The organism is Venatoribacter cucullus, assembly GCF_016132445.1.
Classification (GTDB): Bacteria; Pseudomonadota; Gammaproteobacteria; order Pseudomonadales; family Oceanobacteraceae; genus Venatoribacter; species Venatoribacter cucullus.
In genome coordinates this window covers 415,735-435,795 of sequence record NZ_CP046056.1, presented here as the reverse complement: position 1 = coordinate 435,795, position 20,061 = coordinate 415,735, and the positions used below count along the sequence as shown (strand labels likewise).

26 protein-coding genes and 1 riboswitch are annotated in these 20,061 nt (G+C 57.1%); of the genes, 17 read left to right on the top strand and 9 right to left on the bottom strand.

Annotated features, from left to right (window positions below; translation table 11 throughout):
• Window positions 1-12 precede the first annotated feature (12 nt).
• Window positions 13-465 (bottom strand): flavodoxin domain-containing protein, encoded by a 453-nt coding sequence (locus GJQ55_RS02195; RefSeq protein WP_228345883.1) that lies wholly within the window; start codon window positions 463-465, stop codon window positions 13-15.
• A 45-nt stretch (window positions 466-510) separates the two neighbouring features.
• Window positions 511-894, bottom strand: a complete 384-nt coding sequence (locus GJQ55_RS02190; protein WP_228345882.1) for a hypothetical protein — start codon at window positions 892-894, stop codon at window positions 511-513.
• A 76-nt stretch (window positions 895-970) separates the two neighbouring features.
• Here GJQ55_RS02190 and GJQ55_RS02185 point away from each other — a divergent pair, with 76 nt between their 5' ends.
• The 4 genes from GJQ55_RS02185 (at window position 971) to GJQ55_RS02170 (ending at window position 4,810) form a co-directional block, all read left to right on the top strand.
• Window positions 971-1,837 carry a hypothetical protein gene (locus GJQ55_RS02185; RefSeq protein ID WP_228345881.1) on the top strand — a complete coding sequence of 289 codons (867 nt, stop codon included), beginning with the start codon at window positions 971-973 and terminating at the stop codon, window positions 1,835-1,837.
• Window positions 1,838-1,932: 95 nt separating this feature from the next.
• Complete coding sequence (locus tag GJQ55_RS02180; protein WP_228345880.1) at window positions 1,933-2,967, top strand: AraC family transcriptional regulator; 1,035 nt, start codon at window positions 1,933-1,935, stop codon at window positions 2,965-2,967.
• 93 nt (window positions 2,968-3,060) lie between these two features.
• Window positions 3,061-4,275, top strand: a complete 1,215-nt coding sequence (locus GJQ55_RS02175) for a glycosyltransferase family 4 protein (RefSeq protein ID WP_228345879.1) — start codon at window positions 3,061-3,063, stop codon at window positions 4,273-4,275.
• Window positions 4,226-4,810, top strand: coding sequence for a phosphatase PAP2 family protein (locus tag GJQ55_RS02170; protein WP_228345878.1), 585 nt, complete (start codon window positions 4,226-4,228; stop codon window positions 4,808-4,810). Before GJQ55_RS02175 ends, GJQ55_RS02170 begins: the two co-directional genes overlap by 50 nt.
• A gap of 9 nt (window positions 4,811-4,819) precedes the next feature.
• Here the strand turns inward: GJQ55_RS02170 and dinB are convergent, their stop codons facing one another.
• Window positions 4,820-5,869, bottom strand: coding sequence for a DNA polymerase IV (dinB, locus tag GJQ55_RS02165; RefSeq protein ID WP_228345877.1), 1,050 nt, complete (start codon window positions 5,867-5,869; stop codon window positions 4,820-4,822).
• A 137-nt stretch (window positions 5,870-6,006) separates the two neighbouring features.
• Between dinB and GJQ55_RS02160 the strand changes: the two genes are divergently transcribed.
• The 5 genes from GJQ55_RS02160 to GJQ55_RS02140 all read left to right on the top strand — a co-directional run bounded on the left by GJQ55_RS02160 (window position 6,007) and on the right by GJQ55_RS02140 (window position 8,520).
• Window positions 6,007-6,363, top strand: a complete 357-nt coding sequence (locus GJQ55_RS02160) for a HopJ type III effector protein (RefSeq protein WP_228345876.1) — start codon at window positions 6,007-6,009, stop codon at window positions 6,361-6,363.
• Entirely contained in the window at window positions 6,364-7,023 is a 660-nt protein-coding gene (gene minC, locus GJQ55_RS02155; protein ID WP_228345875.1) for a septum site-determining protein MinC, read from the top strand.
• A gap of 42 nt (window positions 7,024-7,065) precedes the next feature.
• Complete coding sequence (gene minD, locus GJQ55_RS02150) at window positions 7,066-7,872, top strand: septum site-determining protein MinD (RefSeq protein WP_228345874.1); 807 nt, start codon at window positions 7,066-7,068, stop codon at window positions 7,870-7,872.
• Between the two features lies 1 nt (window position 7,873).
• Entirely contained in the window at window positions 7,874-8,125 is a 252-nt protein-coding gene (minE, locus tag GJQ55_RS02145; RefSeq protein ID WP_228345873.1) for a cell division topological specificity factor MinE, read from the top strand.
• A 71-nt stretch (window positions 8,126-8,196) separates the two neighbouring features.
• Window positions 8,197-8,520, top strand: coding sequence for a peptidylprolyl isomerase (locus GJQ55_RS02140; protein ID WP_228345872.1), 324 nt, complete (start codon window positions 8,197-8,199; stop codon window positions 8,518-8,520).
• Here the strand turns inward: GJQ55_RS02140 and GJQ55_RS02135 are convergent.
• From GJQ55_RS02135 to GJQ55_RS02125, 3 genes are all read right to left on the bottom strand, one after another.
• The gene (locus tag GJQ55_RS02135) at window positions 8,517-8,978 is read right to left on the bottom strand and encodes a hypothetical protein (RefSeq protein ID WP_228345871.1); all 462 of its coding nucleotides are present in this window, start codon (window positions 8,976-8,978) and stop codon (window positions 8,517-8,519) included. The genes GJQ55_RS02140 and GJQ55_RS02135 overlap by 4 nt on opposite strands.
• On the bottom strand, window positions 8,962-10,035 hold the full coding sequence (locus GJQ55_RS02130) for a peptidase M42 (protein ID WP_228345870.1): 1,074 nt from the start codon (window positions 10,033-10,035) through the stop codon (window positions 8,962-8,964). The genes GJQ55_RS02135 and GJQ55_RS02130 overlap by 17 nt, the downstream gene beginning before the upstream one ends.
• A 105-nt stretch (window positions 10,036-10,140) precedes the next feature.
• Window positions 10,141-10,362 (bottom strand): PA3496 family putative envelope integrity protein, encoded by a 222-nt coding sequence (locus GJQ55_RS02125; protein ID WP_228345869.1) that lies wholly within the window; start codon window positions 10,360-10,362, stop codon window positions 10,141-10,143.
• A 112-nt stretch (window positions 10,363-10,474) separates the two neighbouring features.
• Window positions 10,475-10,648: riboswitch (yybP-ykoY riboswitch) on the top strand.
• A 13-nt stretch (window positions 10,649-10,661) separates the two neighbouring features.
• On the opposite strand from GJQ55_RS02125, the gene GJQ55_RS02120 reads away from it, so the two are divergent.
• The 3 genes from GJQ55_RS02120 to GJQ55_RS02110 all read left to right on the top strand — a co-directional run bounded on the left by GJQ55_RS02120 (window position 10,662) and on the right by GJQ55_RS02110 (window position 13,733).
• Complete coding sequence (locus GJQ55_RS02120; protein ID WP_228345868.1) at window positions 10,662-11,267, top strand: TMEM165/GDT1 family protein; 606 nt, start codon at window positions 10,662-10,664, stop codon at window positions 11,265-11,267.
• Between the two features lie 100 nt (window positions 11,268-11,367).
• The gene (locus tag GJQ55_RS02115) at window positions 11,368-12,006 is read left to right on the top strand and encodes a 2OG-Fe(II) oxygenase (RefSeq protein ID WP_228345867.1); all 639 of its coding nucleotides are present in this window, start codon (window positions 11,368-11,370) and stop codon (window positions 12,004-12,006) included.
• Between the two features lie 98 nt (window positions 12,007-12,104).
• Window positions 12,105-13,733, top strand: coding sequence for a methyl-accepting chemotaxis protein (locus tag GJQ55_RS02110; protein WP_228345866.1), 1,629 nt, complete (start codon window positions 12,105-12,107; stop codon window positions 13,731-13,733).
• 78 nt (window positions 13,734-13,811) lie between these two features.
• Here the strand turns inward: GJQ55_RS02110 and GJQ55_RS02105 are convergent, their stop codons facing one another.
• The gene (locus GJQ55_RS02105; RefSeq protein WP_228345865.1) at window positions 13,812-14,186 is read right to left on the bottom strand and encodes a SirB2 family protein; all 375 of its coding nucleotides are present in this window, start codon (window positions 14,184-14,186) and stop codon (window positions 13,812-13,814) included.
• A 179-nt stretch (window positions 14,187-14,365) separates the two neighbouring features.
• Here GJQ55_RS02105 and GJQ55_RS02100 point away from each other — a divergent pair, with 179 nt between their 5' ends.
• The 3 genes from GJQ55_RS02100 (at window position 14,366) to glnG (ending at window position 17,619) form a co-directional block, all read left to right on the top strand.
• Window positions 14,366-14,884, top strand: coding sequence for a DUF4124 domain-containing protein (locus GJQ55_RS02100; RefSeq protein WP_228345864.1), 519 nt, complete (start codon window positions 14,366-14,368; stop codon window positions 14,882-14,884).
• Between the two features lie 216 nt (window positions 14,885-15,100).
• Window positions 15,101-16,177, top strand: coding sequence for a nitrogen regulation protein NR(II) (glnL, locus tag GJQ55_RS02095; protein WP_275944426.1), 1,077 nt, complete (start codon window positions 15,101-15,103; stop codon window positions 16,175-16,177).
• Between the two features lie 2 nt (window positions 16,178-16,179).
• Entirely contained in the window at window positions 16,180-17,619 is a 1,440-nt protein-coding gene (gene glnG, locus GJQ55_RS02090; protein WP_228345863.1) for a nitrogen regulation protein NR(I), read from the top strand.
• Here the strand turns inward: glnG and GJQ55_RS02085 are convergent, their stop codons facing one another.
• Window positions 17,620-17,769 carry a DUF6701 domain-containing protein gene (locus GJQ55_RS02085; protein ID WP_228345862.1) on the bottom strand — a complete coding sequence of 50 codons (150 nt, stop codon included), beginning with the start codon at window positions 17,767-17,769 and terminating at the stop codon, window positions 17,620-17,622.
• 56 nt (window positions 17,770-17,825) lie between these two features.
• Between GJQ55_RS02085 and trmL the strand changes: the two genes are divergently transcribed.
• Both trmL and GJQ55_RS02075 read left to right on the top strand, forming a co-directional pair.
• Complete coding sequence (trmL, locus tag GJQ55_RS02080) at window positions 17,826-18,290, top strand: tRNA (uridine(34)/cytosine(34)/5-carboxymethylaminomethyluridine(34)-2'-O)-methyltransferase TrmL (protein ID WP_228345861.1); 465 nt, start codon at window positions 17,826-17,828, stop codon at window positions 18,288-18,290.
• A 15-nt stretch (window positions 18,291-18,305) separates the two neighbouring features.
• Window positions 18,306-19,385: a PQQ-dependent sugar dehydrogenase gene (locus GJQ55_RS02075; RefSeq protein WP_228345860.1), complete on the top strand. Its 1,080-nt coding sequence runs from the start codon at window positions 18,306-18,308 to the stop codon at window positions 19,383-19,385.
• A gap of 192 nt (window positions 19,386-19,577) precedes the next feature.
• Here the strand turns inward: GJQ55_RS02075 and secB are convergent, their stop codons facing one another.
• Entirely contained in the window at window positions 19,578-20,042 is a 465-nt protein-coding gene (secB, locus tag GJQ55_RS02070; RefSeq protein WP_228345859.1) for a protein-export chaperone SecB, read from the bottom strand.
• Window positions 20,043-20,061 lie beyond the last annotated feature (19 nt).

The window sequence follows — 20,061 nt, the reverse complement described above, 5'->3', positions numbered from 1 at the left end:
CGCCGGCCTTAATTACAGCGCTTTTTCTGTCCATTCCTGCAACCAGAACAACGCGTCGTCATCCGGGGTTACGGTTTCGGTAGCATCAATGGTTACACGCGGCACCGGCTGGCGGCCCTGCAGTTCCAGAAAGCGCTCTTCCAGTAACGCCCCGGCACCGCAGAAGGTGGCATCGTAAGAGCTGTCACCCAGACTGATAACCCCGAACGGGCGGCCGTTCTGTAATGGAAACTGCTGTTCCAGTTCGGCATAAAACGGGGCAATAGCAGCAGGCAGATCACCACGACCGGTGGTGGAGGTACAGATAAGCACGGCATCGGCAGCGCTGTTGTTTAAGGCCGCAACCGAAGGCTGTTCATCCTGAATCACCTGATGCCCGGCCTGTTGCAGATGCTCCCGAACGGCATTGGCCACCGCCACCGCAGTTCCGGTCACCGAACCTACGGCCAGATAAATAACCGACATAACCACTCCGCAAAAAGCAGGCATTATAACGGCCTGGCGGCCGGATCAGTAGCCGCCCGCCGCCCGTTGTTGCTGCGCCTGCTCAACCAGACGCTGCAGACGCCGTAATTCCTGATCCAGCTCGCGCCGGGTCCAGATACTTAACGTACCGTGGGCATTACTCAGCTGCATGGCCTCATTGAAAATACCGCGCAAGGCGGCCTGCAGTTCCACCGCCGTCTGCTGCTCCAGCAGGCTGGCGATGGCTTGCTCATCCGTGTATTCGCCGGCGGGTAATTCCTGACAGAGATACCAATCCTGCAGCAGTTCACGAAACAGAGGCAACGGATCACGAACCGTTTTCGGTTCACTGAGGCCGGATTCAGCCAGTGCTTCGTTAATGCGCGCCAGCATTTGCATTGAGGTCGGAACCGGAGGGATATCCGCCATGACCATTACTCCCATTCGTGCTTTACTTACTTGCTGATCATCATAGCCTGAATTCAACCTGACAACTGCGGTCCCCATGAAAAACTCCGGCAGCTTTTTTACTGAACTTGAGACCTTTCTGAACAACCTGTTGCAACGGTTGTTTCCGGTCTGGTATGCCACTCAGGCAGCGCGTGAAATGGAGCTGGAAGCACTGGGCAGCCTTAACCCACCCAGCTTTCTCAGCCACCGCTGGCTCAGTCTGCATGCAGTGGTACAGGGGTTACAGCAATCCCTGCAGGCCCAGGGCAGTGACTGGCTGGAGCTGCAGGAGTTGCTGGGCAAACTGCTGGTTGAAAAAGAATACCCGCGGCGCCTGTCCGTCACTGCGATTGATGGCGTGGAACAAAGCCAGCACGATCAGGACTGGCCTAACCTGCTCGCTTATGCCGAGCAGTTGCCGGAAGAGCGGATCATTGAAACCGCCGAAGACTTTGACACCCGCCTGCACGAAGCCTTTCCCGAAGCCAATAAGCCCCACCGCGTGGTCTACCGCGAATGGGACGGCCGTTATTACTGGATCAACCCGGAAGAACCCGACCTGCTGGCCGCGCTGCAACGCTATGCCCACCAGCATCAGCGTGATACCGCCATCAGCGCCACCATCAGCGTGGAAAGCCTGAACAGCAAAGTGCTGGACCATATCCGTAACGACTGGTGGCTGTTGTTGCTGAAACGGGACAGCGCTTACCTGCTGCATAACCTGATGAGCCAGGGCAATCTGCCGGTCGCTCTGGGCGAATTTGAATGGCGGCGCAGTGATCTGGTGTTCCTGATCGGTCGTAAAAACAACCGCAGTATTAACCGTATCCTGCTGAATTTGCTCAATAATCATCCATCACAGGTGGTGCTGGAATTTGGTCGCTTTCTCAGCCGCCAGCACTTTCCCTTCCGCAATCAGTAAAATTGGGGGTGATAACCGGCCAGCATCCGCGTTAAAGTAACACCTGCTGCTCCCTCAGCGGCAATAACAACAATGATAACAATAATGGTACGCAGATGATTCGAGGCACTTGGAGTCTGACCGAGCCCTTGGTTCCGGTGAATATTCCCGCAACCATGATCCGGGTCGGCACAGAACACGGCATCAGCAGCGATACACTGCTGAAAAATACCGGCATCCAGCCGGAGCAATTCGACGACCCGTCAGCCCGCCTGACTTACCAACAGCTGTTATTACTGGCCGATAACCTGATGCGCGCCTATCCATCCGGCACCCTGGGGCTGGATCTGGGCAAAGCCATCAATATCAACCAGCTCGGCATGCTGGGCTACGCCATTCTCAGCTGTGCGGATTTGCGCAGTGCCCTGCGGCTGGGGCTGAAATACCACACACTGGTCGATCCGGCCTTTACCTTTGAAGTGGTGGATCAGGGTGAAACCACGGCCATCCGCCTCACCAGCCATATTCCGTTTGAAAAAATGTACCGCATTATGTGCGATGTCTTTATCGGTATGTTCGCCACCCTGGCGCGCTTTCTTACCGGTAACGACAACATTGATGCGCTTGAAGTCCATCTGAACCATCCGGAACCGGATTACGCCGACGCCTATGTGGAACTGACCCGTTGCCCGGTGTTGTTCGACCAGCCTCGCACAGAACTGCTGCTGGATTCCCGGCTGCTTGATACGCCACTGGCGATGGCCGACAAAGCCACCGCCGCTATGGCGGAAAACCAGTGTGCCGACATTCTGGCCCGCATGGGGCCGAAAGAAGGTATTGTCGCCAAGGTACGGCGTATTCTGCTCAGCAACCCCGGAGTGTTTCCGCCGGTGGATGTGGTGGCCGGCCACCTGGCCACCTCCACCCGCACCTTAAGCCGCAGCCTGCAGGATGTCGGCACCTCGTATCAGCGCATTCTGGATGAAGTCCGCAAAGAAATGGCGATTGAATACCTGCGTAACTCCAATCTGCCGATTGAAGAAATTGCCGCCCTGGTCGGCTACTCTGACCCATCCAACTTCCGCAAGGCGTTCCGCCGCTGGACCGGTCACGCACCGTCTTACTACCGCGAAGACCGCCAGGCAAACTGAGCCCGTCACCAGAGCTTCACCGCTTTGTAAGAAAACCGTCATATCCGCCGCGCACAGTAGGGTTATTACCTTACTGCGCCGGCGGTTACCATCATGACAATTCCAGACCAGCTGCACCGCGTGACCATTGTCAGCGAAACCTTTGCTCCGGAGATCAATGGGGTGGCCAACACCTTGTCACACCTGGTGCAGGGGCTGCGCCAGCTCGGTATTAAGGTACAGCTGATCCGGCCGGCCCAGACCGGCGAACGCAGCGGCTCCGGTGCCGATGCCTTAACCGATGCCATTCAGCGTCTGCCCGGCCTGCCGATTCCCGGCTATGCCAGCCTGCGGTTTGGCCTGCCTCTGGGGCGGCGTATCCGTAAAGCACTGCAGCAATTCCGCCCGCAGGCGGTCTATGTGGCGACCGAAGGGCCATTAGGGTTAGCAGCGCTGCAGGCAGCACGACGTTGCCAGTTGCCGGTTATCAGTGGTTTTCATACCAATTTTCACCAGTATTTTGCCCACTACCGGCTCGGTTTCCTCACCGGTCTGGCCTGGCGTTACCTGCGCTGGTTTCATAACCGCACCAGCGCCACCCTGGTACCAACCCGCCAGCAGGCGGCCCAGTTGCAGCAAGCCGGCTTCCGCAACGTGCAGCGGCTGGCGCGTGGGGTAAACAGCGAATTATTTCACCCGTCCCGGCGCAGCGAGGCTTTGCGCCGGCAGTGGGGGGCGCGACCGGACGATCTGGTGCTGCTATATGTGGGCCGTATTGCGGCTGAAAAAAATCTGCAGCTGGCGCTGGCCACCTGGCGACGCCTGCGCGCCACCGATGAGCGGGTCAGGCTGGTGCTGGTCGGTGATGGTCCGGCCCTGGCCGCCATCCGCAGCCAGCACCCCGAGGTGATCTGCTGCGGTTCTCGCCGCGGTGAAGAGCTGGCGCAGCACTACGCCAGTGGCGATGTCTTTCTGTTCCCCAGTAAAACCGACACCTTCGGCAATGTGGTGACCGAAGCCATGGCCAGTGGCCTGGCGCTGGTCAGTTTTGACTATGCCGCCGGACAAGAACATGTCCGCCACCTGCATAACGGCATGCTGGCCCCCTTTGCCGACGAAGAGGCCTTTATACGCTGCGCCGGCGAACTGGCCGAACGGCCCAATCTGCAGCAGCAGATGCGCGCCGCCGCGCGGGCGGAAGCAGAAACCATCCGTTGGGACCATATCGTTGACGAGTTTATCCAGCGCCTGCAGGGCGCCGCACCCGGAGTAAAGGATCATGAATCTGAGCAAAACGCTGCCCGTCCGAAGCGCGCCGCTGTTCAGTAAGGCCGACCGGCTGGAGCTGAACCTGTGCCAACGCCTTAACCGCATGGGTGCCTACGCTGGCATCCGCTTATTCTTCCGTATCATCAGCCGGCTGGGGGATGGGGTGTTCTGGTATGTGCTGGCCTTGTTGTTACCGCTGCTGCTGGGGATGGAAGGGCTGGCAGCACTGGGGCACATCACCGTTACCGGGCTGATCTGTGTGGCGGTTTACAGCCAGCTGAAAAACCGCCTGGTGCGCCAGCGGCCCTTTATTTCCTGGGCCACCATTCGCGCCCATACCGCCCCGCTCGACCTGTACAGCTTCCCCTCCGGCCACACCATGAATGCGGTTAACTTCGCAGTGCTGTTCAGCGTGTTTTACCCGCCGCTGCTGTGGCTGGTGCTGCCCTTTACCCTGCTGGTGGGCTTGTCGCGGGTGATTCTGGGCATGCACTACCCCACCGATGTGCTGGTCGGCGCGGTACTGGGGCTGCTGATTGCTTACAGCTCGCTGCTGCTGTGGCCGGCGGGCATGTTTGCCGGCATGGTGCTGTAACCTACCCGGTTAAAACAGCGCCAATTGTTGCTGGTCTGCCTCAGCAAACCGGCCACCAATACCCAATAACCGTACCGCCTTGGGCTGGCGCTGCAATGCCTGCTGCAGCAGGCGGCCAAAACCTTCCGGCGAGGCCCGTTCCTGGCCATCGGCCAGTGTGGTCAGACTGAAATCGGCAAACTTCACTTTCACAAAGGGCGCCAGCGCGGCGCTGTCACAGCCACTGCGTTCCAGCCGCTGCTGCCAGCGTTGCCATAAAGCGGGTAACTGCTGCAGACATTCTTCCGCGCTGTACAGGTCGCGGGCAAAAGTACATTCCACACTCACCGATTTGCGCACCCGCTCCTGGCTGAGCGGGCGGTGATCAATGCCGCGGCTGCGTTCGTACAGCAAGGCACCGGTGCGGCCAAAGGTGCGCACCAGTTCAGTTAATGGCCATTGCCGCACATCGGCACAGGTACGCAGTTTGTACAGCGCCAGCCGTTTGTCCTGCGCCGGACCGATACCCGGAATGCGCACCAGCGGCAGCGCCGCCACAAAGGCATCCAGCTGTGCCGGTAACACCTCAAACTGACCATCCGGTTTATTCCAGTCGGAGGCGATTTTGGCGAGAAACTTATTCGGTGCGATCCCAACAGAAACACTGATCCCCAGCTGCTGCTTAACCCGGGCCCGGATCTGTTGCGCCAGAGCGGCGGCATCCAGCGCCGGATCAATTTCCAGATAGGCTTCATCCACCGACACCTGCTCCAGCTGCACAGCGTATTCCTGCAACAGCGTCATTAACTGCTGCGATACCTCGCGGTACAGCGCCATGCGCCCCGGCACCAGCAACAGTGACGGACATAATTTCAGGGCCTGCGCCGTGGCCATGGCCGAGCGCACCCCGAAGCGCCGGGCCGGATAATTACAGGTAGCAATCACACCGCGCTGGTCGGCACGCCCACCGATAGCGATGGGAATATCGCGCAGCGCCGGGTTATCGCGCATTTCCACACTGGCAAAAAAACAATCGCAATCAATATGCAGAACGCTGCGCCGCGGCAGAACTTGAGCCATCCGCTGTCTTCCGTTAACCTGTGACGCAAATACTGTATATACAAACAGCATTTCGCACAACACCCACGCTCAGGCCTGACAGAACCGGGCGCCGGTGTTAGCCTTGCCGGCTGTTGTTTTTGTAAAAGGATAAAACCGTGAGCTCTTTTGATCAGGCGCGTACCGATTTTCTGCAGGCCATCAACTCCGATCAGCATCTGTTTGCCAGCACCCTGGCCTTTGTAGAGCAGTGGTTTGACTTTACGCCCTCGGCCTTTATGAATGGCAACGTGGCCAACCGCGCCGACCAGAATCAGGGCAGCTGCAAAGTGTTTGCCCTGGCGCAAAGCCTGAATCTTAACCAGCAACAGGCGCTGCAATGCTTTGGTGAGCATTACCGCGATGTGCTGGCCACGCCGGATACCGATAACCACCACAACCTGCGCCGGGTACTGCGCGAAGGGCTGGATAACATCACCTTCGACCATTTTCCGCTGCGCCGTAAGGACATCTGAATGGACCACGCCGTTGCGCTGAAAACCGCTATGGTGCCGCTGACCACGCTGCAATTCAGCAGCGCCGACCTGGCTGCTATCCACAGCGAACTGCAACAGAAACAAGCCGAAGCGCCGGCCCTGTTCCGGCACCTGCCCTGCGCGCTGGACCTGCAGGGTTTCAGCCCGGAACAGCTGAATCTGGCCGAACTGCTGCCCCTGTGCCGCAGCACCGGCTTATTACCTGTGGCGGTGCGCAATGCCAACGCCGTCTGGGCCCCGCAGCTGGCGGAGCTGCAACTGGCCGACCTCGGCCGCGGCCAGAGCCGCAGCACAGCGCCGGTGGCCAACTGCCCGCCACGTCAGGTCAAAATTCACAGCGGCAATGTGCGCTCAGGCCAGCAGCTGTATCACGATGGTGATCTGGTGCTGTTCGGCATGGTCAGCGCCGGCGCCGAAGTATTGGCCACTGGTGATATTCATATTTACGGCGCCTTGCGCGGCCGCGCCCTGGCCGGGGTAAAAGGCGATGAAAACGCCGTTATTGTGTGCCAGCAATTCGATGCCGAACTGGTGGCCATTGCCGGCCAGTACCGGTTGTTTGAAGAACCCCACGAACTGCGTCAGCAACCGGTCGCCATCCGCCTGCAGGACGGCAGCTTGAACATCACCGGCGTTTGATAAATACTGCCCGCCACATTTGTTTTGCAGGGAAATACGGCTTTGGCAAAGATTATTGTTGTCACCTCCGGCAAAGGCGGAGTCGGTAAAACCACCACCAGTGCAGCCTTCGCCGCGGCACTGGCCATGAAAGGCCACAAGACCGTTGTCATCGATTTTGACGTGGGTTTGCGCAACCTGGACTTAGTGATGGGTTGCGAGCGCCGGGTGGTGTACGACTTTGTTAATGTGGTGCAGGGTGAATCGTCCCTGAAGCAATCCCTGATCAAAGACAAACGCCTGCCTAATCTGTTTGTGCTGCCGGCCTCACAAACCCGCGATAAAGATGCGCTCAGTTTTGACGGTGTGGAAAAAGTGCTGAACGAGCTGAGCAAAGACTTTGACTACATCGTCTGCGACTCACCGGCCGGTATTGAACACGGCGCGCAAATGGCCCTGTATTTTGCTGACGAAGCCATTGTGGTCACCAATCCGGAAGTGTCATCCGTACGCGACTCTGACCGCATTATCGGCATTCTGCAGAGCAAATCGCGGCTGGCCGAACAGGGTAAAAGCGTTAAGGAACATTTGCTGTTAACCCGTTACAACGCCGACCGCGTTGCCCGCGGCGAAATGCTGTCGGTGCAGGATGTGGAAGACATTCTGGCCATTCCGCTGCTGGGGGTAATTCCGGAATCGGAAGCGGTATTAAAAGCCTCGAACCAGGGCGTGCCGGTGGTACACGATGCTGACAGCGATGCCGGCCAGGCCTATGAAGACGCCGTGGCCCGCTATCTGGGTGAAGACCGCCCACACCGTTTTCTGGAGAAGCAGAAAAAAGGCTTCCTGAAGCGCGTATTCGGAGGCTGATATGAGTTTAATGGACTATTTCCGCAAGGAACAAAAGACCACCGCCAGTGTGGCCAAAGAACGGCTGCAGATTCTGGTTGCCCACGACCGCGCCCGCAGTACCGCTCCAGATTACCTGCCGCAACTGCAACAGGAAATTCTGGCCGTGGTACGCAAGTATGTGGTGATTGGTGAAGACGATTTAAGCGTGCATCTGGAACAGCAAGGCACCACCTCGGTGCTGGAACTGAACGTTACCCTGCCTGATCGCTGAGGCATTGACCACGAGTGATCAGCCCGTGGTCTATACTGCGTTCAGTTTTGTTTTTGCCGCCTGGAGACCGCATGAGCACCATTGCCCTGCACCATATTCTGGTTAAAAGCCCGTTACTCGCGGAAGACATTTTGCGTGAACTGCAATTGGGGGCCGAGTTCGGGGATCTGGCCGCTGAATATTCCGCCTGCCCATCGGCCCGCCAGCAGGGTTTTGCCGGTTACCACGATACTGACAATCTGCCCACGGCTCTGGTGCAGGCGATATTCGGTCAGGGCGAACAGGCCATTGCCGGGCCATATCAGGGGCCGGTACGTACTCAGTTCGGGTATCACATTGTGCGCAGTGCCGATCAGGTGCCACGCCCCATGCTGTTCGACGAGCAGGCCGGCTAGCCAGCGCTGTGCTGAGCCAGCCAGTGCTGCAACGCTGCACCGGCTGAAGGCTGATGGTACAGGGTTTCCTGCCATTGCACGGCCACGGCCAGAAACTCACAGCGCTGCTGCGGCAGGCTTAACAACCAATGCTCGCCAGCCTGCGCATCATCATCGTCCACCAACCAGGGCGACGGCGCCAGCCTGAACCAGCCCCGCTGCAGCATGCTGCCATCGTTCAGATAGTCCAGCTCGTCATATTCCCAGCCACTGTTCAGCTCGATTAAGTCACAATCGCCGGGCTGAATCTGCACCACCGCAAACCCACGCGGGGCCGACAGAAAATCCCGCGCCACGTCATACACCAGCCAGTGAGGACCTGTTGGGCCATTGTAGTAAAACGCCAGCCCGGCCTGCGGTTCTTCACTGGCGGCCGGTAAGCCGGCAACGGGTTGCAGGAAATCAGGCAATGGGGTCATAGGTCCAGAACGGATAGCGCAGGCCACCCATGGCACAGAGCACGCGTAAAAAAGCATCACAGGCGTCAATGGCGGCACTTTCATCCATGGTGTGATAGCCGGTGGTGGGAATCTGCAGGGTGGTGCCATCCACCAGACCGTTGGAAGCCGCAATAATGCGGCCCATTTCGGTACTGCCCAGCGATTTATGCGTGCCGTTGCGTTGGTTCTGCTCGCGGATATAGTCGTCTTTAAAACTGTAACGGATACCCAGCCGGCGACACTGATCGGCCAGCCGGTTGGTTAATTCGGCATTAAAAGTGGCGTTGGCATCGCTGTGACGTAACACCAGTAACTGCTCGTTAGCCGCCGGCACATCCGGATAGGGGCTGGTATCCACCACCACCAGCTGGTTCGTCGAACCACCAAAGCGGCGGAACCATTCCAGCAGATAACGCCAGCTGCGGCCGGCCTCTTCCTGAGCGGTAAAAAACGCCGTGCCCTGAAACCCCAGCTCAAATAAATACACCAGCATGGCCGCCGTCAGGACGTTATCCAGTTGTCCCAGATAGCGCTCCTGCTCGGTACGCAGCACGTCGCGGAATGCCACCGGCGTACCCGCCACCAGATGTTCCATGCCGGACAGTTCAAAAATCAGGTTATTGCGGTGCGGGCAGATATAAGCGTGTTCAATATTACCGCGGCCACGGTAAGCACCCGACCAGGGTTCGTAAGCGAACACTTCCACATCACCGAAACGGTCGACGATCATTTTCATCAACTCTTCCGACACCGAGTTACCGAGCAGGTCGGAACGGCCACCGGACACAAAGGCGGCGTACTGAAATTCATTAGGGCCGGTGCAGACCAGGCCGTGACGGTCAATGTGGGCCGAAAACATCAGGCTCATCGGGTCGTTGCCCTGCGCCACCAGTACGCCTTCATACCAGGTAACCTTAGCGCCCCGCTCCTCCAGCTCACGCTGCAGCACCCGGAAAAAAGAATGTTCTGCGCCGACCACTGCCGGACTGCGCATCAGGCTTTTCAGAATATCGAGAAAGGCAGTACGGTTATTCATGCGGGCTCCGCAGCGGGACAAAAAACAGGTCGGCTGCGGGGATGAAACCACGTTAACCGGCAAAGAAAAAGAGGCGCTCATGGCGCCTCTTATGCGATTCAGGCATCAGTCCTGATAATCGATATCGTAACCCAGCAATTCACGCAGCCTGGCCTGCTCCAGAATGCGCTCGGCACGGCGGCGTTTTTTATCATAATCGGCACTGCGGCCACGGGTTTTGCTGTTGCGGCTGTTAGGCTGCTCGTCAATATCGTCGTATTCGTCGTACAGGCTGGCTTGGCTCATAGTCACCTCGGTGAGGCTGGGCAGGGGGCTGATGCGGCGCATATTTCCACCAGAATTCCGGAGCGTAAATCGAAAAAATTTATTCTTCATGATTGGAATTTTTTATTGAAAATCCACCGCCGGATGACAGCCATAACAGGGGTTGTTATAGTGCGCGCCTCTCTTGGGGGAGTAATCTGCTCTGATGTCAGAGCGCCTGTGTCAACAGACTTGAGCCTCACGCTCATGGCACCGGCGACCCGCCTGCGGCGGGTTTGATGAGACCTGAGACAAACACCCACAGATCCGGGCGGAGCTGTGTTGTTTGTCTTTGGTTAATGCTCTCCGCCCCGGTATTGTTTATGTCTCTTTACTCTGCATCTTTGCTGGATTCAGTTCAGCACTCTGCGTTTTTAACCTCCACACTGGCGGTGGCGGTGGCTGAAATCGGTGATAAAACCCAATTATTGTCGCTGTTACTGGCAGCGCGTTTCCATAAAAAGCGCGCCATCGTCGCCGGTATTCTGCTCGCTACCTTACTGAACCATGCCGCCTCGGCCTGGCTGGGCGTATGGCTGGGGCAATCGCTGCAGCTGTGGCTACAGGGCGACGCCGCACGCTGGCTATTGGTCGCCGGCTTTGCGCTGATGGCGGTGTGGGTATTAGTGCCCGATAAAGACGATGACAGCGTCGATACCCACCAGGCCTGGGGAGCGTTTGCCGCCACCACGGTCTTGTTTTTCCTGGCCGAAATCGGAGACAAAACCCAGGTCGCCACGGTGCTGCTGGCAGCGGAATTCAGTTCCGTATTGTGGGTAACCCTGGGCACCACGCTGGGCATGCTGATCGCCAACGTACCGGTGGTGTATTACGGCCAGCGTTTAATGCAGCATTTGCCGCTGGCGCTGGCCCGCTATATCACCAGCGCCGTATTTGCCGTGCTGGCAGTCTGGATTCTGCTCAGCTAACCAGAAACTTCGAGCATCGACACGACAACATTATTTTGTTGTTCCTGCTGCGGGCCTTCCGGTAAAACGCTTCTCCCTTTACCACGGCCCGGAGCACAGCGTGCCTGCTACTGAAACCCTGTTCGACAGCATTGCCAACGCACTTTATGAACAGGGCTACGCTATTACCACGCAGGCCATTCCGGACGCCTTAACCCAGGCCTTATATCAGCGCATCCAGCAGTTACAGGACGATGATTTTCGTCAGGCAGGTACCGGCCGGCAACAGGAACATCAGCTCAACAGCCGTATCCGCCGCGATAAAATCCGCTGGCTGGGCAACACCGACAGCAGCGAAAAAGCCTGGCTGGATTTTATGGCGGAATTACAGACCTATCTGAACCGGCGGTTATTTCTCGGCCTGTTCAGCTACGAATGCCACTTCGCCTATTACCAGCCGGGTGATTTTTACCGCAAACATCTGGATGCCTTCCGGGGGCAGGCCAACCGCATCTTAACCACGGTGCTGTATCTGAACCCCGGCTGGCAACCCGGCGACGGTGGTGAGTTAATTATTTATAACGCAGAAAATCAGGACGACGAATTACTGCGCGTCGCTCCCACCTTTGGCACCCTGGTTACCTTTTTAAGTGAAGAATTTCCCCACGAAGTGGTACCTGCGTTAAATGACCGTTACAGCATTGCTGGCTGGTTCCGTCTGAACAGCAGTAACGCCAATCGCGCCGATCCGCCGCGCTGAACGCCATTCTTTGCCGCCTGGCGGGCAAAACCCCGGGGAGCTTCTAAACTAACGCCTTATGGTGCCGATAACCCAAGGTGCACAGAAAGGAGTGTCCTATGTCCTGGTCCGATCTCAGCCTGCGTAAAAAATTACTGGTACCCATCGCTCTGGTGGGTATTTTAATGCTCGTATTATCCGCCTTGCAGATTTCCACACTGAATCGCATCAGCGCCCAGTACAGCAGCATTAATGAAATTTATATTCCTGCCATTGAATTAACCCTGAATGCTGATCGCGATATGTTTCAGGCACAGATTGCCGAACGCACCATTGCTTCCGGTTTGCATCAGGACGCCTTTCTGGAAATGCACAAAGAAAACCTGCAACAGGTCGCCGACCGGCTGCAAAAAATTCAGCAAGCCGGTATTTCACCCGCGGCCCGCGCCCTGGCCGGTGATTTTCTGCAACAATTTTCCCAGTGGCGCCCGCGCAGCGAAGAGCTGGTTCAGGATGCCGTTAATTTCCGCCTCGGTACCGCAACCGTTATGGCCATGAGCACCGGCGAACTGGATGAAGAATTTGAACGCATCCGCACCACGCTGGATAAACTGGGTGAGTTCTTAGGCAGTGAAGCCCAGCAGATGCAGCAGCAAGCCCAGCAAACCCGTGAACAGGCGATGTCGACCATCGCCATGTTACTGCTGGTTGCGCTGCTACTGGTGGTCATTGCCGGCGTGTATTTCCCGCGTCTGATCACCCGCCCGGTCAATGAGCTGGCCCGGGTGCTGGCGCAGATGGCCGGCGGCCGTGGTGATTTACGCCACCGCATGCCAGAGCTGGGTAAGGATGAACTGGGGCAGCTGAGCCGCAATTTCAACCAGTTCCTGCAGGGTATGCAGCACATGATCGGCACCATCCGCGATGTCGGTACCGATGTTGCCGGTAACAGCCAGAACCTCGACAGCAGCGCCAGTGAAAGCCAGCGCATCAGTCAGGCCTACGAAGATGCCATGAGTCTGGTGGCGACCGCCAACCACGAAATGAGCCTGGCCATTCAGGAAGTATCGGTCAATACCCAGCAGGTTTCCGAGGAAGCCAAACACGCCGATAAATCAGCCCGGGAAGTGTCGGGTAAATTCCAGCATGCCATGGAAGAAATTCAGGCCCTGGCCGACAACGTCAACCATTCCGGTGAAGTGATTCAGGAACTGGTGGCAGAAACCACCAATATTGCGTCCGTGCTGGATGTAATTAAAGGCATTGCCGAACAAACCAACCTGCTGGCGCTGAACGCCGCTATTGAAGCAGCCCGTGCCGGTGAACAAGGCCGGGGCTTTGCCGTGGTGGCCGATGAAGTACGGACACTGGCCAGTAAAACCCAGCAGTCGACCGGCGATATTAATGTCATGATTGAAAAGCTGCGCGCCGGGGTAAACCGGGCCGTCAGCACCATGAGTGAAAGCCAGAAAAAAGCCGTTAAAACCGTGGAATTTGCCAGCGAATCCGAAGGCAGTGTGCGCGGAATTTCCACTGCCTTACAAAGCATCAGCGACCGCATTCTGCAGATTGCCTCGGCCATTGAAGAGCAAACCTCGGTGATTAACGAAATTAACAGCAACCTCAGCGACGCCAAAGAACTCAGCAGCCAGGGCAGTGACAGCGCCGCCCGTATTAATCAGGCAGTAATCAGCCTGAACGAACAGGCGCAGCGCCTGCAGGAAGAAATCAGCAACTTTTCGCTGTAATAATCTGCGCCCAATCCAGGCGCAGAAAACAAAAAAGCCGGCAAGAATCTTGCCGGCTTTTTTGTGCGTAACCGTAAATTACAGCAACACCAGCCAGGACAATACCGACTTGGTTTTGGCCACGCCCAGCATATAACCGAAGCTCAGCACCGCACCGGCAAACGCCGGACGACTGGCCCGTTTAATAGCAGCAACACCAAAGCCGATATAGGCCAGCAATGCCAACACTTTGGCAGTCAGCCAATGGTGGGTCAGCGGATACTGGCTGATCTGAATGCACAGCATAATGGCGAACACCAATAACAATGTGTCGATAATATGCGGCACAATTTTCAGCAATTTATTCCGCCGCCAGTGCGGAGCAAAATAAAACAAACCGAAGCGTATAACGAACAGCATAATGCTCAGGTAGGCCAAACCGGCATGGCTGTGTTTCAGGGCAGAATAATCCATACAAATTCCTTTCAGGTGGCAGAGCCAGCACAAAAAACGGGCGCCAGAATAACAAGATCAGCGCCGCCTGACACCCCCCGCCAGCAGGCTGGCGCAAAGCGGCGCATTCCGTCTTTGCCTGCAGCGACGGCACAGGGAATAATAGCGTTTCAGGTATTCCGCCTGTTATGGAGCGTGCAATGAAATTTCTGTTACTGCTGCTGTGCGTTGTAAGCGCCCAGGTATTGGCCACCGAGGTGTACATTTCCCGCGATGCCGATGGCAACGTTACCTTCAGCGACAAACCCGGCGCCAACGCCCAGCGCCACGAAGTGCGTGAATTACCCTCCATTCCGGCGGTGCGCATTCCCGACAGCGCGCCGCAACCGGCCAAAGTCAACGAGCCCTCCTTCAGCTACACCAGCCTCAGCATTATTACCCCGGTTGATGGCCAGCAACTGCCCATCGGCCAGGCCGGTAATGTGGACGTGTCGGGGGTGCTCAGTCCTGGTCTGCGTGAAAGCGACAGCCTGCTGTTAATCCGCAATGGCACGGTGATGCGGCAGGGCCGGCAAACCTCATTTCAGTTACAGAACCTGGAGCGCGGGGAGCACACCTTGCAGATGGTGGTACGGGACCCGGCCGGAAAAACCCTGATCAGCAGCAATGCGGTGACCATTTTTGTTCAGCGGGCCTCGGTACTGCGCCGCGCCCCCTGACACAAAGAACTATTTTGGTGCAAACTATCTCCGAAACGCTCTATTAAGGTGCATTATCAGCCCGCCATTAGCCCTTACTGAGCCTGTTCGCGGCATTAAAACCCTGCCACAGCCCCAGTATTGTGCAGCCAGTATTTATGGCGTGTTTTTTGCTGATACCGCACAGGAGCCCCCTATGGCCAGCCGCTAACCGGCCGGCCACACACGGAGAACGCCATGCTGGCCAGCGCCATCATTAACCAGCGCCTGCTGGAACACCTGAACACCGGCATTTTGCTGCTCGACAGTAAACTGAACGTGCTGTACATGAACCCGGCCGCCGAAGCCCTGCTGGAAATGAGCGGCAAGCGCGGTGTGGGGGTGTTTTTTCCCGATCTGGCCATCGAGTCCGATGAGGCGACCCAGGCGCTCTATGAAGCCATCCGCAGCAATCACTCTTTTACCAAGCGCGAAGCCGTTATTCATCTGCACAACCATACGCAAATCACGCTGGATTACAGCGCCAGCCCGGTGCTGCACCCGGAAACCCGCAAGCCCTCGTTACTGATCGAACTGCAGGGCCGCGACCGCCTGATGCGCATCAGCCGGGAAGAACAGCTGATTGCCACCCAGGAAACCACCCGTTCACTGGTGCGCGGTTTAGCCCATGAAATTAAAAACCCCCTTGGCGGCATCCGGGGCGCCGCGCAGTTACTGGAACGCGAGCTGCCGTCAGCGGGTTTAAAGGAATACACCAATATTATTATTGAAGAGGCTGACCGCCTGCGTGATCTGGTTGACCGGCTGCTGGGCCCGCGCCAGATTCCGCGCCAGGAACAGGTGAATATTCACGAAGTGCTGGAACGGGTATGCCAGCTGATTGAAGTGGAATCGGCCGGCCGCATCCGCATTCTGCGCGATTATGACCCCTCTATTCCGGAATTGCTGGCCGACAAAGGCCAGCTGATTCAGGCCATGCTGAACATCAGCCGTAATGCCATGCAGGCCATGTTGGAAGCCCTGCCGGCCATCGAGCAGCCGACCCTGAGCCTGCGCACCCGTACGATACGGCAATTTACCATTGGCCATCAGCGCCACCGTCTGGTGGCCAAAATTGATATCGCTGATAACGGCCCGGGCATTCCCATGGAACTGCGCGAAAATCTTTTTTATCCCATGGTCAGCGGCCGCGCCGATGGTACCGGACTGGGGTTATCCATCGCTCAGTCCATCATTAATCAAAAAAGCGGCATTATTGAGTTCAGCAGCCAGGACAATAAAACCGTCTTCTCCATTTACTTACCGTTGGAATAATTATGAATACTGTCTGGATTATTGATGACGATAAATCGATCCGCTGGGTACTGGAAAAAGCCCTGCAACAGGCAGGCCTGAATACCCGGGTGTTTGAACAGGCAGAACCGGCACTGCAGGCTCTGCAGCACGAGCATCCCGATGCCATTATTTCCGATATCCGTATGCCCGGCCTGGATGGTCTGGCGTTGCTGCGCCAGGCACAACAGGCGCATCCGGAATTACCGGTCATTATTATGACGGCGCACTCCGATCTGGAAAGTGCAGTATCGTCCTACCAGCAAGGGGCATTTGAATATTTACCCAAACCCTTTGATGTGGATGAAGCCGTCAGCCTGCTGCAACGGGCGGTAAACCACTTTGCTGAACTGAATGCCGCGCAGGAACCGGTCGCCGATGCCGACAGCACACCGGAAATTATTGGTGAAGCACCGGCCATGCAGGAAGTTTTCCGCGCCATCGGCCGGCTGTCCCAGTCCAACATTACCGTGTTAATTAATGGTGAGTCGGGTACCGGTAAAGAACTGGTGGCCCATGCACTGCATAAGCACAGCCCGCGTTCAGCGCAGCCTTTTATTGCCCTGAATATGGCCGCCATTCCCAAAGATCTGATTGAATCTGAATTATTCGGCCACGAAAAAGGCTCTTTTACCGGCGCCGGTGGCCAGCGTCATGGTCGCTTTGAACAGGCCAACGGCGGCACCCTGTTTCTGGATGAAATCGGCGATATGCCGGCCGATACCCAAACCCGTTTGTTGCGGGTACTGGCCGACGGCGAGTTTTACCGCGTTGGTGGCACCACCCCGGTTAAAGTGAATGTGCGTATTATTGCCGCCACCCACCAGAACCTGGAAACCCTGGTCAAAGAAGGCCGCTTCCGCGAAGACTTATTCCACCGTCTGAACGTCATCCGCATTCATCTGCCCAGATTAGCTGACCGCCGCGAAGATATTCCGAAGTTATTAACGCACTTCCTGAAGCGCGCCGCCGAAGAATTAAATTCTGAAATTAAAGTACTGCGCCCGGAAACCGAGCATTATTTAAGTTCGCTCGACTGGCCCGGCAACGTCCGCCAGCTGGAGAATATCTGCCGTTGGATTACCGTTATGGCGTCCGGCCGCGAAGTGTTAATCAGCGACCTGCCACCGGAATTACTGAACCAGCAAGGCAATGCCCAAACCTCAGGCAACTGGGAACAGGGGTTGCGTTACTGGGCTGATCAGCAACTCACCCACGGGGTAAAAAACCTGCTGGATATCGCCGTGCCGGCGTTCGAGCGGATTATGATTGAAACCGCCCTGCAACATACCGCCGGTCGTCGCCGCGATGCCGCCGCCCTGCTGGGCTGGGGCCGTAATACCCTGACCCGGAAAATCAAAGAGCTGAATATGGATGGCGCCGGTCATGATGACGATGACCAGGACCACGACGGGGACGACTGATCAGCGCCCCACTTCCCGCCAGTAAATAACCCGGTCGTGGCCGCGGAAAATCCCGAAGGTGGCCAAACCCGAGGGATTTTCCAGCGCGCCGGTGTTATTAAAATCATCCTGCAAAAATACCGGTGCCGCATAATTAATGTTATGGCGCAACCTGCCTAATCTGACAAAAATAGTCGTTCTTGTCCGTTAGTCTGCCAGGAGTATGAATGTTCAATATTGTACTGTTCGAACCGGAAATACCGCCCAACACCGGCAATATTATCCGTTTATGCGCCAACACCGGCTGCCAGTTGCATCTGATTGAACCGCTGGGGTTCAGCATGGATGAAAAAAGCCTGCGCCGCGCCGGGCTGGATTATTCCGAATTCACCCACATACGCCAATACCCAAACTTTGCAGACTTTGTCGCAAGTCAGCAACCAGAGAGGATTTTCGCCCTGACAACCAAAGGCAGCACTACCCACTCAGCAGCACAGTTCCAGGCCGGGGATTATTTGCTGTTTGGTCCGGAAACCCGCGGACTGCCAGAGGATATCCGTCTGCAGATACCACATTCACGCTGGTTGCGCCTGCCGATGCTGCCGCAGTCGCGCAGTATGAACCTGTCCAACGCCGTGGCGGTGATGGTGTACGAAGGCTGGCGCCAGTTGGGCTATGCTGGGGGCCAATAACCTACGGAGGCTGCCATGAAAACTCTGTTGTTGCTGATTGCTACCCTGTTTACCGGAGGGCTGCAAGCCGCACCGGCACCGCAGCTGCTGACCGATAAACTCAACCAGCCCTGGGGCATGGCCTTTGTAGCCTCCGGGCAGCTATTGATCAGCGAACGCGCCGGAACCCTGCAATTATTTGACACCGCCAGCGGCAACCTTGCCGCCGTAGGCGGCACCCCGGATGTCTGGTTTAACGGCCAGGGTGGCCTGCTGGATATTGCCGTACCGCCCGACTATCAACCCGGGGGCTGGATTTATTTCACCTGGAGCGCGCCGCAGGACAATGGCAAGGCGGTCACCGCCTTAGGCCGCGCCCGACTGGATATCCAGCGCCAGCCATTACAACTGCATAACTGGCAAACCCTGCTCAAGACCCGCTCAGCGACCGCCAGCGGTCAACATTTTGGCAGCCGTATCGCCTTTGACGAGCAGCATGTGTTCTTCAGTATCGGTGATCGCGGGGAGCGGGGGCTGGCACAGCGACTGGATTCTCACGCTGGTAAAATTCTGCGCCTGACGCGCGACGGCACCATCCCGGCGGATAACCCTTTTCTTAATCAGCCAGACGCCTTGCCGGAGATCTGGTCTTACGGCCACCGTAACCCACAGGGGCTGGCTTACGACCGGCAGCATAAAAGACTTTGGGCCATTGAGCATGGGCCACGCGGTGGTGATGAAATCAACCTGATCAAGCCGGGCCAGAATTATGGCTGGCCGGTCGTTTCCTGGGGTAAGGAATACTGGAACCCGATGTTTGTCGGGGAGTCACGCAGTCGGCCAGACATGACCGATCCGGTGAAAATGTACGATCCCTCCATCGCCCCCGGCTCCCTGCTGCGTTACAGCGGTGCGGCCCATCCGCACTGGCAGGGCAACCTGCTGGCCGGGGCACTGAAACTACAACACCTGAATCGGGTGACGCTGCAAGACACGGAAGCCGTAGCAGAAGAGCGCTTACTGAGTGAACTGAATGAGCGCTTACGCGCGCTGACAACGGATACCCAGGGGCGGCTTTATATTGCCACGGATACGGGAAAGCTATTTAGGTATTGAAGAACGCTTAACGGGAGACGGGAGACGGGAGACGGGAGACGGGAGACGGGAGACGGGAGACGGGAGACGGGAGACGGGAGACGCTGGACGATTTTTGGCATCTCCCATCTCCCGTCAAGCGCAGCGAGCGTTTTGCATGCCTTTGCTTCTTCCGTCTCCCGTCAAGCATTCAGCACGCAGTGCTGACGCTGATCAGTGTGTCGCTTGCGGTGCTTCCGCCTGCTGTGCCGCTTCCTGCGCCGCACGCTGCTGGTACAGGGCATCGAAGTTGATCGGCGCCAGCATCAGGGCCGGGAAGCCGCCTTTTACCACCAGGCTGTCGATGCTTTCGCGCAGGTACGGGAACAGGATGTTCGGGCACATGGCGCCCAGCATCGGCTTCATCTGCTCTTCCGGAATGTTCACCATGGCGAACAGGCCGGCCTGTACCAGCTCTACCAAAAACGCGGTTTCATCGGCGTTGGTGGCGGTAACGGTTACCTTAATGAACACTTCGTAATGGCTGTCGTCCAGCTTGCGGGCGCCGCTGTTCAGATCCAGTTTGATCTCGGGCTGCCATTCTTTGGTGAACGCCATTGGTGAATTCGGTGCTTCAAAGGAAGCGTCTTTAATGTACAGACGCTGCAAAGCAAATTGGGGCTGCTGGTTCTCGGCCATGATTTCGGTCCTGTATTTT

Coding starts and splice junctions, on each gene's coding strand:
- GJQ55_RS02125 (WP_228345869.1), bottom strand. CDS start 10,362: ATGCGCCGCATCAGCCCCCTGCCCAGCCTCACCGAGGTGACTATGAGC.
- secB (WP_228345859.1), bottom strand. CDS start 20,042: ATGGCCGAGAACCAGCAGCCCCAATTTGCTTTGCAGCGTCTGTACATT.
- minE (WP_228345873.1), top strand. CDS start 7,874: ATGAGTTTAATGGACTATTTCCGCAAGGAACAAAAGACCACCGCCAGT.
- GJQ55_RS02170 (WP_228345878.1), top strand. CDS start 4,226: ATGAATCTGAGCAAAACGCTGCCCGTCCGAAGCGCGCCGCTGTTCAGT.
- GJQ55_RS02140 (WP_228345872.1), top strand. CDS start 8,197: ATGAGCACCATTGCCCTGCACCATATTCTGGTTAAAAGCCCGTTACTC.
- minC (WP_228345875.1), top strand. CDS start 6,364: ATGGACCACGCCGTTGCGCTGAAAACCGCTATGGTGCCGCTGACCACG.
- GJQ55_RS02175 (WP_228345879.1), top strand. CDS start 3,061: ATGACAATTCCAGACCAGCTGCACCGCGTGACCATTGTCAGCGAAACC.
- GJQ55_RS02120 (WP_228345868.1), top strand. CDS start 10,662: ATGTCTCTTTACTCTGCATCTTTGCTGGATTCAGTTCAGCACTCTGCG.
- GJQ55_RS02180 (WP_228345880.1), top strand. CDS start 1,933: ATGATTCGAGGCACTTGGAGTCTGACCGAGCCCTTGGTTCCGGTGAAT.
- GJQ55_RS02135 (WP_228345871.1), bottom strand. CDS start 8,978: ATGACCCCATTGCCTGATTTCCTGCAACCCGTTGCCGGCTTACCGGCC.
- glnL (WP_275944426.1), top strand. CDS start 15,101: ATGCTGGCCAGCGCCATCATTAACCAGCGCCTGCTGGAACACCTGAAC.
- GJQ55_RS02185 (WP_228345881.1), top strand. CDS start 971: ATGAAAAACTCCGGCAGCTTTTTTACTGAACTTGAGACCTTTCTGAAC.
- glnG (WP_228345863.1), top strand. CDS start 16,180: ATGAATACTGTCTGGATTATTGATGACGATAAATCGATCCGCTGGGTA.
- GJQ55_RS02100 (WP_228345864.1), top strand. CDS start 14,366: ATGAAATTTCTGTTACTGCTGCTGTGCGTTGTAAGCGCCCAGGTATTG.
- GJQ55_RS02195 (WP_228345883.1), bottom strand. CDS start 465: ATGTCGGTTATTTATCTGGCCGTAGGTTCGGTGACCGGAACTGCGGTG.
- GJQ55_RS02075 (WP_228345860.1), top strand. CDS start 18,306: ATGAAAACTCTGTTGTTGCTGATTGCTACCCTGTTTACCGGAGGGCTG.
- GJQ55_RS02105 (WP_228345865.1), bottom strand. CDS start 14,186: ATGGATTATTCTGCCCTGAAACACAGCCATGCCGGTTTGGCCTACCTG.
- GJQ55_RS02110 (WP_228345866.1), top strand. CDS start 12,105: ATGTCCTGGTCCGATCTCAGCCTGCGTAAAAAATTACTGGTACCCATC.
- GJQ55_RS02190 (WP_228345882.1), bottom strand. CDS start 894: ATGGCGGATATCCCTCCGGTTCCGACCTCAATGCAAATGCTGGCGCGC.
- dinB (WP_228345877.1), bottom strand. CDS start 5,869: ATGGCTCAAGTTCTGCCGCGGCGCAGCGTTCTGCATATTGATTGCGAT.
- GJQ55_RS02130 (WP_228345870.1), bottom strand. CDS start 10,035: ATGAATAACCGTACTGCCTTTCTCGATATTCTGAAAAGCCTGATGCGC.
- trmL (WP_228345861.1), top strand. CDS start 17,826: ATGTTCAATATTGTACTGTTCGAACCGGAAATACCGCCCAACACCGGC.